At 62.4% G+C, this 15,109-nt stretch carries 10 protein-coding genes; 3 read left to right on the top strand and 7 right to left on the bottom strand.

The features are described 5' to 3' along the window. Both I8N66_RS15945 and I8N66_RS15940 read right to left on the bottom strand, forming a co-directional pair. Positions 1-1,843: CarD family transcriptional regulator (locus I8N66_RS15945; protein WP_291155087.1), on the bottom strand; the 1,843-nt coding region annotated here is incomplete at its 3' end. A gap of 18 nt (positions 1,844-1,861) precedes the next feature. Next, positions 1,862-2,155 (bottom strand): succinate dehydrogenase assembly factor 2, encoded by a 294-nt coding sequence (locus I8N66_RS15940; RefSeq protein ID WP_291155085.1) that lies wholly within the window; start codon positions 2,153-2,155, stop codon positions 1,862-1,864. A gap of 284 nt (positions 2,156-2,439) precedes the next feature. Here I8N66_RS15940 and recG point away from each other — a divergent pair, with 284 nt between their 5' ends. Beyond that, complete coding sequence (gene recG, locus I8N66_RS15935; RefSeq protein WP_291155083.1) at positions 2,440-4,545, top strand: ATP-dependent DNA helicase RecG; 2,106 nt, start codon at positions 2,440-2,442, stop codon at positions 4,543-4,545. Positions 4,546-4,598: 53 nt separating this feature from the next. Here the strand turns inward: recG and I8N66_RS15930 are convergent, their stop codons facing one another. From I8N66_RS15930 to glmU, 4 genes are all read right to left on the bottom strand, one after another. Next, positions 4,599-5,288, bottom strand: a complete 690-nt coding sequence (locus I8N66_RS15930) for a DUF502 domain-containing protein (RefSeq protein WP_291155081.1) — start codon at positions 5,286-5,288, stop codon at positions 4,599-4,601. Positions 5,289-5,307: 19 nt separating this feature from the next. Further along, positions 5,308-5,805 carry an N-acetyltransferase gene (locus tag I8N66_RS15925; protein WP_291155099.1) on the bottom strand — a complete coding sequence of 166 codons (498 nt, stop codon included), beginning with the start codon at positions 5,803-5,805 and terminating at the stop codon, positions 5,308-5,310. Beyond that, positions 5,805-7,631 carry a glutamine--fructose-6-phosphate transaminase (isomerizing) gene (gene glmS, locus I8N66_RS15920; protein WP_291155079.1) on the bottom strand — a complete coding sequence of 609 codons (1,827 nt, stop codon included), beginning with the start codon at positions 7,629-7,631 and terminating at the stop codon, positions 5,805-5,807. Before glmS ends, I8N66_RS15925 begins: the two co-directional genes overlap by 1 nt. 200 nt (positions 7,632-7,831) lie before the next feature. Then, positions 7,832-9,202: a bifunctional UDP-N-acetylglucosamine diphosphorylase/glucosamine-1-phosphate N-acetyltransferase GlmU gene (gene glmU, locus I8N66_RS15915; protein WP_291155077.1), complete on the bottom strand. Its 1,371-nt coding sequence runs from the start codon at positions 9,200-9,202 to the stop codon at positions 7,832-7,834. A 245-nt stretch (positions 9,203-9,447) separates the two neighbouring features. On the opposite strand from glmU, the gene I8N66_RS15910 reads away from it, so the two are divergent. Then, the gene (locus I8N66_RS15910; protein ID WP_291155075.1) at positions 9,448-11,205 is read left to right on the top strand and encodes a hypothetical protein; all 1,758 of its coding nucleotides are present in this window, start codon (positions 9,448-9,450) and stop codon (positions 11,203-11,205) included. A gap of 10 nt (positions 11,206-11,215) precedes the next feature. Here I8N66_RS15910 and I8N66_RS15905 read toward each other — a convergent pair whose 3' ends face one another. Continuing rightward, positions 11,216-12,862 carry a Na/Pi cotransporter family protein gene (locus I8N66_RS15905; protein ID WP_113537130.1) on the bottom strand — a complete coding sequence of 549 codons (1,647 nt, stop codon included), beginning with the start codon at positions 12,860-12,862 and terminating at the stop codon, positions 11,216-11,218. Between the two features lie 349 nt (positions 12,863-13,211). Here I8N66_RS15905 and I8N66_RS15900 point away from each other — a divergent pair, with 349 nt between their 5' ends. Next, entirely contained in the window at positions 13,212-15,104 is a 1,893-nt protein-coding gene (locus I8N66_RS15900; protein WP_291155072.1) for a peptidylprolyl isomerase, read from the top strand. The last annotated feature ends 5 nt before the right edge of the window (positions 15,105-15,109 follow it).

Here is a 15,109-nt window from a genome sequence, read left to right as displayed (position 1 = left end):
CGTCGTAGACGCCGTCCTGAGCGATCAGAGCCGGTGCCCGGCGCGTATGCCGTTCGGCGGCGATGCGGATCAGACCGCCCGCCATATCGAGCAGCCGCTTCTTGAGCTTGGCCTTGCGCGCCTGCCAGGCAACGCCACCCAGCTTGTCGAGGATCGCATCGGTCCCTTCTGCGCCGTAGCGCGACAGGAGTTCAATGTTTTCGACCGGCAGGAACAGTTTGGCGTTCTCCGCATAGACGAGTTCGAGGCAATCATGCGGCGCGCCAACAGCCTCGATGGTACGCAGGCCAACGAAGCGGCCGATACCGTGTTCGGCGTGCACCACATAGCTGCCCTCGTCGAGGCCTGCCACCTCGGCGATGAAGTCGGCACCACGCTTGCGCCGCTTCGAGCGGCGCACCATGCGGTCGCCCAGGATATCCTGTTCGCCGATAATGACGAGATCGCCTGTCTCGAAACCGGCCTCGATGCTAAGAACGGTCGCACCCGCCTCGCCCGGCTTCAGGCTCTTGACCTCGGCCAGCGCCTTGATCGGCTTGATGTTGCCGAGCCCGTGCTCAACCAGCACCTGCAACAGGCGGTCCAGCGACCCTTCGCTCCAGCCCGAGATTATCACCTTGGCGCCCTTTGAACGCCGCTCGGCTATGTACTTGACCGCCTGGTCGAAGACGTTGACGCGTTCGCTGTCCGTCTCCCCCTCGCCCGCCGACTTTGCCCAGCGCATCCCTTGGCGCGCATCGACCGAGATCACCTGACGCGCTTCACCTTCATGCTCGTTGAACGGTGACAAACGAATGGCATCGCGCGAGGCGAGCGCAGCGTTGAAGCCTTGCGAGTTCAGGTAGAGCAGTTCCGGCGGGACCGGCTTATAGGGCGTGCCCTGGGTGGTCTGCGTCTTGCCGGGAGAGGCCGATGCCAGGCGGGCGTCGTAGTAGTCGAGAATGAGTTTCGAGCGCTCTGCGGCTGCCTCGCGCGCCAGGTGATCGGTGACGATGCGGAAACCATCGAGATAATCAAAGACCGTTTCCAGCCCGTCAAAGAAGAGCGGCAGCCAATGTTCCATGCCGGCGTAACGTCGCCCTTCGGAAACCGCCTGGTAAAGCGCATCGTCGCGGTTCGTCGCGCCGAACAGCGACAGATATTGCTTGCGGAAGTGGCTGATCGTCTCCGGTGTCAGCGACACCTCGCTCATCGGGTTGAGATCGAGAGAGCGAACCTGGCCCGTCGTGCGCTGGCTTGCGGGATCGAAGGAGCGGATGGTCTCGAGTGTGTCGCCGAAGAAATCAAGCCGCAGAGGCTCGCCGCTGCCGGGCACGAAGACATCCAGAATGCCGCCGCGCACCGCGTATTCGCCGACCTCACGCACGGTCGCGACCCGCTCAAAGCCGTTGCGCTCAAGCCGCATCGCGATGTCATCCATGCGTACCTGATTGCCCGGACGGGCCGAAAACGCCAGGCTCTCGATCACATCCTGAGGCGAGATTTTCTGCAGGGCAGCGTTGACGGTCACCAGCACGATCGCTGCATGCGGCTTCTTCTTGTGCGCAATGAGTGCGCTGAGTGCTGCGAGGCGACGCGCAGACGTGTCGGCGCTCGGCGATACCCGGTCATAGGGAAGGCAGTCCCAGCCGGGCAGCGTCAGCACCGGAATATCCGGCGCGACGAAGCCGAGGACCTGCTCAAGATCCGCTATCCGTTGACCATCCGACAGAATATAGGCAACCGGCTGACCGGCACGCGCAAGTTCGGCGAGAACCAGTGCCTCGGCACCGGAGGGAACCGGCCCGATCGTGATCTCCCGCTGCGCTTCGACAATTTTCTTCGGATCAAGGCCAGCCAGCATCATCGGTTACTTTATCTCTTAGGGAAGCTTCTCGAAATCGGGACGATAGGCGGCAATCCGCTCGAACATCGACGTCTGATATTGGGGCGGCACCGGCTGTTCGCCAGTGATCCATCTGACGAGATCATTGTCCTCTTCGCGCATGATCGTCTCGAGTTCATCGAGGTCCGCATCGGAAAGCAGCGAAAGCTCGGCTTCTGCAAACTGCCCGAGAATCAGGTCCATCTCGCGAATGCCGCGATGCCAGGCGCGGAAAAGGATCCGCCGTCGACGCGGATCAAGATCGGCGCTGGTACGTGAAATGCCAGTCATGGGAATTCCTTCCTGCCGCCTGCTACTGCGCCGCGCGCCTTCCCAGGCGCATGAATGTCGCTGTAGCACTTTAAGTTGCTGCACATGCAGGAGAGCACCGCGCGTTCGAACGATCACGCGAAAATGCTCTAGCACCTTGTTTCCAGAGCATCTTGTCGCCTCCAGTGATATCACTTGACGCGGGACGCTCCAGGCTACGGTTTGTCGTCACAGCGCTCTATAAACGCTGAATAGGTGATTGTCAGCCTTGCCAAAGCCCGATTTATCATCGCAATTTCATCGCCATGCGCCCCGCCCTGCTCGACCCGCTCTTCTCACCGCTCGACACGCTTCCAGGCATCGGCCCGAAGATCGGAGAACTCTATGCCAAACTGCTCGGCCGTGAAGCGATCGACGACTGCCGTGTCGTCGATCTCGTCTTCCATGCGCCCCATTCGCTGATCGACCGCCGTCAGCAACCGGGCATTGCCCACGCCCCGCAAGGGGTGATCGTCACGATTACCGGCCGGGTCGATCGCCACCAGCCGCCGCCGCGTGGCAAATCCAACCTGCCCTACCGCGTATTCCTGCATGACGAGACCGGCGAGCTGGCGCTCACCTATTTCCGGGTGAAGGGAAACTGGCTGGAAAAGTCCCTTCCGGTTGATGAGACGGTGATCGTCAGCGGCAAGGTCGACTGGTTCAATGGACGACCATCCATGGTCCATCCGGATTACGCGGTTCGGGCAAGTGAGGCGGAAAACCTGCCGCTGGTCGAGCCGGTCTATGGTCTCACCGCCGGGCTTTCGCCCAGGACATTGCGCAAGTCGATCGAGGCGGCGGTCGCACGCGTTCCGGAAATGCCTGAATGGGTGGACGACGCACTGCTGACCAAACAAGGTTTCAGCAGCGCCGCCGAGAGTTTCCGGGCGATGCACGATCCCCGTGACGCGACGGATATAGATCCGCAGGCGCCCGCGCGCCGCCGCCTGGCCTATGATGAATTTCTCGCCGGCCAACTGTCGCTGGCACTCGTGCGGCAGCGGCTGCGAAAGGTTGCGGGAACGCCAGTTCACGCCACGGGTGCGCTCTCCCGGCCGGTCATCGACGCGCTTCCCTTTTCGCTGACAGCAAGCCAATCCACGGCAATTACCGACATTCTCAAAGATATGTCTGGCACCGAACGCATGCTGCGGCTGCTCCAGGGCGACGTCGGCTCCGGCAAGACGATGGTGGCGCTGATGTCGATGCTGGCCGCCGTCGAATCCGGCGGCCAGGCCGTGCTGATGGCGCCCACCGAAATCCTCGCCCGCCAACACCACGCTACCCTCGCCAGGATGGCGGCCCCTGCCGGCATCACGATTGACGTGTTGACCGGTCGCACGAAAGGCAAGGAACGCGACGCCATCGTCGAGCGCATAGCATCCGGCGAGACGCGGATGGTGATCGGCACGCATGCGCTTTTCCAGGACACGGTGAACTACAAGGAGTTGACGCTGGCGGTGGTGGACGAACAGCATCGCTTCGGCGTTCACCAACGCCTGCGTCTGACCGCCAAGGGGATCTCCCCGCATATGCTCGTGATGACGGCGACGCCCATCCCGCGCACGCTTGTGCTCGCGGCCTTCGGCGACATGGACGTTTCGAAGCTGACGGAGAAGCCAGCGGGCCGGAAGCCGATCCAGACCGTGACGATCCCGACCGAGCGTACGGACGACATCGTCGATCGACTGGACGCGGCGCTTCGCGAAGGCAAGAAGGCCTACTGGATCTGCCCGCTCGTCGAGGAGTCGGAAGCTGTCGACGTCATGTCCGCCGAAGAAAGATACGAGGGCCTCGCCAAGCGCTTCGGTAACAATGTCGGCCTCGTACATGGCCGGATGAACGGAGCCGAGAAAGATGCCGTCATGCTCGCCTTCAAGAACGGCGAGATCCGTTTGCTGGTCGCAACCACCGTCGTCGAAGTCGGCGTCGACGTGCCGGACGCCACGATCATGGTGATTGAACATGCGGAACGCTTCGGTCTTGCCCAGCTTCACCAGTTGCGCGGACGCGTCGGCCGGGGCGACGAAGCGTCGACCTGCATTCTGCTCTACAAGGGACCGCTCAGCGAAAATGGCCGATCACGGCTTTCGATCCTGCGCGACAGCGAGGACGGCTTTCTGATTGCCGAAGAAGACCTGAAACTGCGCGGTGAAGGCGAGTTGCTCGGGACACGCCAGTCCGGCACGCCCGGCTTCCGCATCGCCAGCCTGGAAGCGCATGGCGACCTCCTGGAAATCGCCCGCAAGGACGCCGCCTACGTAATCGAGAGGGATCCGGACCTGACGTCGGAACGAGGTGAAGCGCTCCGGACGCTGCTCTATCTCTACCGGCGCGACGAAGCGATCCGCTTCCTGCGTGCAGGCTAGACGTTTCCCAGGATAACTGCAGTGGCGCTTGCATTCGAGGGGACGCCTCGGTGTCAGGCGGTCTTCTGCTGGCCGATCTTCAGCGGTGCATTGGAGAGCGGCTTGTAGTCGGGCGTCACGAGGCCACCGGATATCAGCAGCTTGGCCGCATCCTCCGCACTCATCTCAAGCGGAATGATCTTGTCACGCGGGATAAAGAGCAGAAATCCCGCTGTCGGGATCGGGGTCGGCGGCAGGAAGACAGCAACCATGTCCATGCCGCGTTCATCGAACTTCGCGGCGATCTCGCCCTTCACATCCGTTGCAATGAACACCAAAGACCAGATTCCCGGGCTCGGGTACTCGATCAGTCCGGCCTTCTTGAAGGAGGACGATTGCTCCTGCAGCACCGTCTGGAAGATCTGCTTGGTGGATTTGTAGATCGTGCGGACCAGCGGCGTCCGGTTGACGAGGGATTCGGCGAGATTCACGATCGAGCGACCGACGAGGTTCGCGGTCATGAAGCCGACGAAGGTGATAACGAAAATGGCGACAAGCAGACCGAAGCCAGGAATGGCAACGGGTGAATAGGTGTCCGGATTATAGAAGTTTGGAAGATACGGCTTTACCCAGCCATCGGCCCAATCGATAAACGTTCGCACGAGCCAAACGGTGATTGCCACCGGCGCACAGATGATCAAGCCGGTCAGGAAGTAGTTGCGCAGCCGCGTCGCGATGTAGCTGCGTTTTGAATGTTCCGTCATGCTTTCTTCCGTCTCAACCTCACTCGACGCCGAAGGCAGGATGATAAGCGACGGTGCCCGCCGCCATCGCGCCGGAAAGAGCCAGCGCCATGAAATATTGCGGCGCACAACCGGCGAATACAAGAGCCGATTCGTTGTGGAAACCGAACTTTTGATAATAGGCGGGATCACCGACGACGACGCAGCCGGCTGCCCCTTCGGCCCGCAGCCATTCGAGCCCCTCAAGGACCAGCTGCCTGCCGATGCCTTGCGCCTGAACGTCCGGCTTCACAGAGACTGGCCCGAGCCCGAACCAGCCGGTTTCTGCCGGCGTGAGAGTGACGGGCGAAAAGGCGATGTGACCGACAATCTCGTCGTTCATCTCAGCGACCAGCGACACGCTTAGCGCGCCTGCTTCGCGCAGGCGTTGAATGATCAAGGGCTCGCTCTGGTCGCTGTGCGGGTGCCCTTCGAAGGCGGCCGCGGTCACGTCGCGGATCGCCTTCTCATCTCCCGGGCGTTCATGCCGGACATAGATCATTCGACGGTCACCGATTTGGCGAGGTTGCGGGGCTGGTCGACGTCGGTGCCCATGAACACCGCCGTATGGTAGGCAAGAAGCTGGATCGGCAGCGAGAAGATCATCGGCGCGATGATTTCGTCGACATTCGGCAGCACGATCGTCGCCATGGTTTCGAGCTTGGAGGCCGCAGCCCCCTTCTCGTCGGTGATGAGAATGATGCGGCCGCCACGAGCCGCCACTTCCTGCATGTTGGAAACGGTCTTCTCATAGAAGCGATCATGCGGCGCGATCACGATGACCGGCATGTTTTCATCGATCAGCGCGATCGGCCCATGCTTCAACTCGCCGGCGGCATAACCTTCCGCATGGATGTAGGAAATTTCCTTGAGCTTGAGCGCACCTTCCATGGCCAGCGGGAAGCTGGTGCCGCGACCGAGATAGAGCACGTCGCGGCACTTCGAAAGTTCGCGAGACAGAAGCTCGATCTTCGGCTGAATGGCGTTCAGCACCTGGCCCATAATGCGCGGCATTTCGGCAAGGTAGCGAACCAGCGCCTGCTCTTCCTCTGCACTCACGGTGCCGCGGGCACGTCCGGCGCCGATGGCCAGCGAAGCAAGCACGGCGAGTTGGCAGGTAAAGGCCTTGGTGGAGGCCACACCGATCTCCGGACCCGCAAGGATCGGGAACACGGCGTCAGACTCGCGCGCGATGGTCGATTCGCGCGTATTGACCACCGCGCCAATCTTCAGGCCCAGCTCCTTGCAGTAGCGCAGCGAGGCGAGCGTGTCGGCGGTTTCGCCCGACTGCGAGATGAACAGCGCGCCTGCCTCAGGCGACAGCGGGATTTCGCGGTAGCGGAACTCGGACGCGACGTCGATCTCGACCGGCAGGCGGGCATAGCGCTCGAACCAGTATTTGCCGACGAGACCCGCGAGATAGGCGGTGCCGCAGGCCGAGATCGCGAGGCTCGGCACCTTGGCAAAATCGATCGTGCCGGCGTGTGCCTTGACGCGGTTGCCGGCAAAGTCGATGTAGTGGCTGAGTGCGTGCGCGATCACCTCCGGCTGCTCATAGATTTCCTTCTCCATGAAGTGCCGGTGGTTGCCCTTGTCGATCATGTAGGCGGCAGCCGAAGACAGCTGCTTCGGCCGGTCGACGACATTGCCTTCGATATCGAAGATATGCACGCCGTTTGCGCCGATGACCGCCCAGTCGCCGTCGATCAGATAGGTGATCTCGTTGGTGAAGGGCGCAAGCGCGATAGCGTCGGAGCCGAGGAACATCTCGCCCTTGCCATGGCCGATCGCCAGCGGCGGGCCGTTGCGTGCCGCCATGATCGTCGACGGGTCGTCCTGGTAGAGCACCGCCAGCGCATAGGCTCCGGTGACGCGCTTCAGCATCGCGTGCATCGCCTCGCGCCGACCAAGGCCTTCACGACGGAACTTGGAGAGCAGATGGGCGACGACCTCGGTGTCGGTCTCGGTCTCGAACCTGGCGCCACTGGCGATCAGTTCGTCCTTCAGGTCGGCGAAGTTCTCGATGATGCCGTTGTGGACGACGGCGACACCGTCGGTGAAATGCGGGTGGGCATTGCGCTCGGTTGGCGCGCCATGGGTCGCCCAACGCGTGTGAGCAATGCCGATCGTGCCGGCGAGCGGCTGTTCGCGAAGCCGAATCTCGAGATTGACGAGCTTGCCCTCGGCGCGCCGGCGCTCCAATGCGCCACCGGTGATGGTCGCGACGCCGGCGGAATCATAGCCGCGGTATTCGAGACGCTTCAGCGCATCGACCAGTCGCTCCGATACCGGCTGGTTGCCCACGATGCCAACAATACCGCACATAGTCGTCTCCGATTTGTCCCCGCGCCGGTCGTGGCGCCTCAGTCGATAGGGGCGGATCTCCCGCCCCTTGCGCTGCCTTGGTAAAGCATTTGCCGGGCGAGGCAATCCGCCCCGATTTCACTTTCGGTTTCAGTATTTAATGCGCTGCAGGTTTCCCTGAATCACAGCTCAAGCAGGCAGAAATCAGCCGCGCTTTGGGCCTATTCCGCAGCCTTCGCAGCCTTCTTGGCCGCCTTCACCGCCTGGTAGCGCTCGCGCAGCAGTCGTGCCCGGCCCGGCTTGATCTCCTGGCGCGCGCGGCCGAAGGCGACGGCATCCGCCGGAACATCCTCCGTGATCACGCTACCCGAGGCAACCAGGGCGCCGTCCCCGATCGCCACCGGTGCAACCAGCGACGAATTCGAGCCAATGAAGGCATTTTCGCCAATCCTGGTCTCGTGCTTGTTCACGCCGTCGTAATTGCAGGTGATCGTGCCCGCACCGATGTTGGTGCCCGCGCCGACGAAAGCATCGCCGATATAGGTCAGGTGATTGACCTTGGCGCCGGCACCGATCTCCGCTTTCTTGACCTCGCAGAAATTGCCGACCTTGGACTTTTCGCCGAGATCTGCGCCCGGACGCAGTCGCGCGAACGGACCAACCGTCGCCCCTGCCCGGACCGTCGCACCCTCGACATGCGAGAAGGCATGAATGATCGCGCCGCTCTCCACCCGCGCGCCGGGGCCGAAAACGACATTCGGCTCGATCAGCACATCCTGCTCGAGCACCGTGTCCCAGGCGAGGAACACCGTTTCCGGCGCGATCATCGATACGCCCGACAGCATCAGTTCGTGGCGGCGGCGCTGCTGCCACAGCCGCTCGATGAAGGCGAGTTCCGCGCGCGTGTTGCACCCGGTCAGTTCTTCTTCGGGGGCCTCGACGGCCATCGCCCGGCCGCCGATTTCGCGCACGATCTCGACGAGGTCGGTCAGGTAGTACTCGCCCTTGACGTTGGCGTTGCCGATGCGGCCGAGCAGATCGAGCGCCTTGCGACCGTCGATCGCCATCAGCCCGCCGTTGCAGTAGGTGATGCGGCGCTCTTCTTCGGTCGCATCCTTGTGCTCGCGGATGGCGAGCAAGGCACCGTCCTTGACGATCAGACGCCCATAGCCGCTCGGGTCCGCCGCCTCGAAGCCGATCACCACCACGTCATTGCCGGCGGCAAGGCCGTCACGGGCCGCCTCGAGCGGCTCCGGCGTGATCAGCGGCGTGTCGCCGAAGACGACGAGAATGTCGTCATAGCCTTTTGCAATGGCGTCACGCGCGGCCAGCACCGCGTGCCCCGTACCCAGCCGTTCCTTCTGCAGATAGGAAGAAACCGACACACCGCCGACATCCGCAGCCGCCGAAACCGATTCCGCATCGCGGCCAACCACCAGGGCGATATCGGAGATCGAGGCGCTTGCCAGCGCCTGAACGACATGCGCGATCATCGGCCGGCCGGCAACCGGATGCAGCACCTTCGACATGGACGATTTCATCCGCGTGCTTTCACCGGCAGCCAGAATGATGGCCAGGCACGTGCGTTCCATACAATACTCTCCTTGGTCTTTCCGAGGCTGAAGCCCCTCGCACAATTCCTTAAATCGAAATCGGCTAAAGTACAAAATCACGCTCGATTCGGCGCGGTGGTACCGCCAAGATATTGCGAGAAGCATAATTCTCACAATCACGTCGCATTAACCGGCTTAAAACCGGATGATGGCATAAGAAGGCGCGGAGCCTGTGTCAGCAAGCAGTGCGGGTGCATCGCTCCCCCGGGGGAGCGAAACCGCAAATGCATAGCCGCACCGAACTGGATGTACAGGCACGACCGACGAGCGTGGCCCTCAGCTTCGTCCGCTCACCGTTGTTCCTGCTTGCCTTCTCCCTTGGCGTGCTCGCGCTGCTGCTGTCCATCACGATCCCGCAGCCGATCGGCCCGATGTTCTGGGATCACTATCTCTATCTCGATGCCGCCAACCGAATTCGAGACGGCCAGGTGCCGTCGGTCGATTTTTTCACGCCCGTGGGCGCGCTCGGTTACTACCTGTTCACGGGTCTGCAGGGCATCTTCCCCAACGGCCAGCCCCTGTTGCTGGCGAGCTGGTGTCTGCTGCTCGTCACCGGGCCGGCGATCGCACTCGTCGTCTTTGACATCCAAAGGCGCTCGACGCTGCTTGCCTATGCGATCCTGCTGCCGTTCCTCGCTTTCTCGGTGCTGCCGTTCAACACCGGTGATTTCTATCCCTACCCCGGCTCCGATGGTTTCGGCATCTACAACCGGCAGGTCTGCCAGCTCCTTTACGTGCTGGCAGCGGCAGTGGTTCATGTCCGCGACCGCGGTATCCTTGTGCTCGTGGTTGCAGCGGCGATGGCCGCCCTCTTCTTCGTGAAGATCACCGGCGTTGTCGCCGGTACTGTCCTTTGCCTGATGGCCTTTGCCGCCAGCCGTATCGCCCTCAAATCAGCGGTCGCCGCAGCCTTGCTGTTCTTCGCCGTGCTCGGCATGGTCGAATTTTCGGTGGGCGCCGTTTCGGCTTACATCGACGATATCCTTGCGCTTCTGGCAGTCAACGATGGCAGCCTTTTGCCACGCCTGCTACAGGCCGCGTCGCTCAACGCCGGCCTGCTAATCCCAGCCGGACTGCTTACGCTGGTGCTTTTCGTGACGCACCTTCCACCCTTCGCACGGTCCTTGCGGCAGCTTGGCGGGCAGCCCTCTGCTTCGGCACTTGGTCAAGTCTTCGACCAACCGTTCTTCTGGCTGGCCGCCTTCGTCCTCGCCGGCATACTTTTCGAAAGCCAGAACACCGGCAGCCAGGCCTTTATCTTTCTGCTGCCTTTGCTCCTCAAGATCGTAGCCGACGAGGTCACCGGCGGCGCGCCCAGGCGGCGTGCGATCACAGTGGCTATTCTCGCGCTAGCGGCCGCGCTTCCTCCGGCCACCGCCGTCCTACAAAAGAGCGCTCGCGCCTGGATCGGCGCGGTCAACAATGTGCCGCTTGAGAGCCGGAACCTCAAAACGATGGGTGCGGTCAATCTCCGCCCCATTCTGGCACTGCGCGCCGAGCGCCTGCGCGAAGTCTATGCGGCCCATCGCCCTACATTCGATGCTTTCGCAGATGCGGACGAGCTCCCGTCTTTCCTGCTTTACAGCGATTTCGATTTCCAGGCCGGCTGGCTGAAGAATGTGGACGACGCCATCGATGCGATACGTGCCTATGAAGCGGCCAACGGCGTACGTTTCGAGACGATCCTCAACATCGACTTCACCAATCCCTTTCCCTGGCTGATGGATCGCCGCGCCCCGCACCATGTCGCCATCGGCGCCGATCCCTTCCGCGCCGTGCCGCCGCCGGATGAAAATGTCCGCACCGCCATCCGCGCGGTCGACGTCGCGCTCGTGCCGACCTGTCCGGCCACCAACGTCAACCGCATGCTGCTGTCGCTCTATCTGCCGAGCCTCGAGCCCGGCCATAGCCGGGTGCAGCTGACCAAGTGCTATGACGCCTTCATCCGCAACGACCTGAAGGCTGCGGCCATCGGTTCCTGAGAGTTGGCGACTAGGCCTCGGGCCGCAGACGGCTTTCGGTCAAAAGCCCGCTCTCCTCCAGGATCGGATAGGCGACGGACGCGACATGGGCGTTGACGCGCTTGAGGTCCCGCAACATGTCGAGGTGAAGCGAACTGGTCTGCAGGCTCTGAACCAGCCCGTCGCGCAGCCGCTCGATGTGCCTCTCGGCCGAACGCTTCTCCATGTGGCGAACGCTCACCTTCACTTCGATGAGCTGCCTGGCAAGATCGGCATTGCGGCTGACGAAGATGGACTGCGCAACGCGAAGATTGTCGATCGTCAGGTTGAAGAGACTTTTCAGCTCCTGATAGCCCTCCTCCGAGAACTTCAGTCCGTTGTTGACCTTTTTGGCAATCTCCTCGCAGAGCCCCTTCTCGATGATGTCGCCCATATGCTCGAGGTTGATGGCATAGTCGATGATGACGATCGAGCGCCGGCCGTCCTCCTGGCTCAAGCCATCGCGCCCCAAACGCGACAAGAAGATCTTCACTTCCTGCTGCAGCTGGTCGACCTGCTTTTCGAACTTGCCGATGTCGCGAATATCCGAGAGATCGTTGTTTTCGAAGGCGCTCGCGGCGCGCATCAGCATCATCTCGACCAGATCGCCGACGCGCAGAACTTCGCGTGTCGCCCCCGACAGCGCCATGACCGGCGTATGCAGGGCATTTTCATCGAGGTAGCGCGGTCCGCTCTCTTCGGTCTCCGTATCGGGAATGAACCGGACCATCAGTTGCGACAACGGCCCGGCAAAGGGCCATGCGAGGATCGCGACGGCGAGATTGAAGGCAAGGTGGATATCGACGGGCAGGTTTTGCTGCGGCAGCGGCAGGCTTTGCAGGAACTCCACACTCATGCTGGTCAATGGCAGTGCGATCAAGCAGCCGATCGCGCGAATGACGAGATTGCCAAGCGTGACGCGGCGCGCCGATGGAGCGGAAGCCAAGGTCGCCATGACCGGCGGGATCGCCCCACCAAGGTTCGCCCCCAGCACGAGCGCCACGGTCAGCCCCACGGTCAGGATGCCTGCAGACGAGAGCGACAGGACCAGCATGACGACCGCCAGGCTGGAGGAAGAGGCGAAGGCAAGCCCGGCGGATATGATGAGCGCGACAGGCCACGCACTGTCGAGCATGCCAAGGAAGGCGGCAAGTGCTGGAGAATCACGCATCGGCTCGGTCGCAGAGCCCAGCAGATGCAGCGACAGCAGCATGAGGCCGATCCCGACGAACGCCGCCCCGAGACCCTGACGGGCATTCGAACGACTGGCGCGATGCAGCACCACGCCGACGAGGATTACCAGCGGTGACAGCCACTCGATACCGGTTGCGACGATCCAGGCGGTCATGGCGGTGCCGACATTGGCGCCGAGGAGCACGATCTGCGCCATGCGAGAACGCACGAGCCCTTTTTCCACGAACGACGCGGTCATCAGTGCCGTGGCCGTCGAACTTTGCAAGGCCAGCGTCGCGACAAGCCCGGTCGCAAAAGAGCGGACGGCCCCATTGGTTCCTTGGGCGAGAGCGGCGCGCAAACGTGCGCCGAAAGCACGCGTCACGCCATCCTTGACGAGCGACAGCCCGAAAAGGAGCAGCGCTACTGCGCCGAAAAGATTGACCATCACGATTGTCGACTGCATGGCATGCCTTCCCGCGGGGTCTTCAGAATCGCCCCTAACTCCTGCAACAGAACCACAGATCCAACGCGTATTCGACTCAATCTGACAGATAAATTTCGATTGCCGGCTAATGAATCCGACACGGATTGTACCGAGTGCGCCCGATGCGCCGAGCGGGCCTTGGCAACCTCTCACTTTTGCCACGACGGCCCGGTGGCAGGCATTGAAAACCGGGCAATCGGGACGGACGAACCATCACACGCATGCGCGCAATTTGCGGCAAACAACCCTTCATTTCCTGTTTCGTTTGTTTTAAGGAACGATCTCGTTTGGCCGTTGGCCACCGCATTGCAAAGAGGTTTCTGCCCCCATGCTCGAATTCCTGAGAAGCGCTGCCCAGACCTGGGTCGTCAAAGGCCTGCTAATCGTTCTCGTTCTGTCGTTCATGGTGTGGGGCGGCTCATCGCTGACGATGACGAACCAGTCGGATGCGGTGGTGGTCGTCGGCGACGTCAAGGTCAAGGCGCCAGAGTTCCGGCTCGCCTACGAAACCATGCTGGCTCAGGCCTCCCGCCAGCTCGGCACCCGGTTGACGCCACAGCAGGCCCGCGCCTTCGGCATCGAACAGCGGGTCTACTCGCAGGTCGTCGCCGGCGCTGCTCTCGACCAGCTTGCCAACGACATGAACCTCGGCCTTTCGCAGGATCGGCTGGCCAAGCTGATCGCCGACGATCCGGCGTTTCACAGCGTCAACGGCCAGTTCGACCGCCTGACGTTCTCGAGCGTTCTGCGCAATGCCGGCCTGCGCGAACAGGACTACATCAACAGCCAGAGCCAGACGGCGATCCGCTCCCAGATTGTCGACGCGCTCTCGGACGGCTATGCCGCACCCAAGGTCCTGACCGACGCGATCGGCGCCTACCGCCACGAAAAGCGCACCGTCGACTATCTGCTGCTGTCGAACGCCAATATCGACGCCGTGAAGGCACCGGGCGACGACGTACTGACGCCCTGGTACGATACCCGCAAGGCGAATTACCGCGCCCCGGAATATCGCAAGATCAGCTTCGTGAAGCTCGAGCCGGTCGACGTCGCGGACACTGCCGCCGTCACCGATGATCAGATCCGCACCGAATATGACCGGCGCAAGGAGAGCTTCCGCACCCCTGCGACGCGGACCATCGAGCAGCTCACCTTCCCGTCGCGTGCAGCGGCTGACGCCGCATCGGTCAAACTTTCTTCCGGCACGAGCTTCGACGAGCTGGTGAAGGCCGAAGGCAAGACGTCGGCGGACGTCCTTCTCGGCGAGTTCACCAAAGATCGCGTGCCTGACGCCAAGATCGGCGAAGCGGCCTTCGCAATTGCCGCGGACGGCGGCGTATCTCCGGTCGTCGACGGCGCCTTCGGCCCAGTTATCGTCCGTGTGACGAATATCCACCCGGAAGCGGTCCGCAGCTTCGATGAGGTGAAGGAAGAACTGCGCAAGGACCTTGCCCTTTCCGTGGCAAGCGAAGAAGTCATGCGCCTCCACGACAAGATCGAGGACGAACGCGCGTCGGGTGCTCCGATCAAGGAAGTCGCTGACCAGCTCAAGCTGAAACTTGTGACCATCGACGCGATCGACGCAACCGGCAAGGACAAGAACGGCGACGACGTCGCCGGCCTGCCGGAGCAGACAGCCCTTCTGCAGGAAGCCTTCAAGGCCGATGTCGGCGCAGAAACACTCCCGGTCAATGTCGGCCGCGACGGTTATGTCTGGTTCGACCTCGACGAAGTCATCCCTGCGCGCGACCGCACTCTGGACGAGGCTCGTGACGAAATCGGCGCCGACTGGATGGCCGAACAGCAGCGCGCCGCCCTTGCCAAGAGGGCCGGCGAGCTCAAGCAGCGTGTCGAGCAGGGTGCAAAGCTCGCCGACATCGCCAACGAACTCGGCCTCGCCGTTGAAACGAAGTCCGGCCTGACGCGCTCCACCTCGGACGCGGCCCTCAGCCCGGCTGCCGTCGCTGCGGCCTTCTCTGGCCCGAACGGTTTCGTCACCAACGCTGCCGGCATCGGTGGCGAGGGACAGGTGCTCCTGCAGGTAACCGCAGTCGAAGACGGCGGCCCGACGGACGCGCTGCAGGACGACAGCCGTCAGATCGAGGCCATGGCCCGCGTTAGCGGCGAAGACATCCTGGATCAGATGGTCGCCACGTTGCAGGCCGCCTACGGCGTCTCGATCAACCAGACGCTTGGCGAAACCGCCGTCGCGCAACGATAGGCCCA

Source organism: Ensifer sp. SSB1, from assembly GCF_016652895.1.
Taxonomy (GTDB): domain Bacteria; phylum Pseudomonadota; class Alphaproteobacteria; order Rhizobiales; family Rhizobiaceae; genus Ensifer.
The sequence above is the reverse complement of the archived record's forward strand: the minus strand, read 5'-3'. Positions and strand labels throughout refer to the sequence as shown.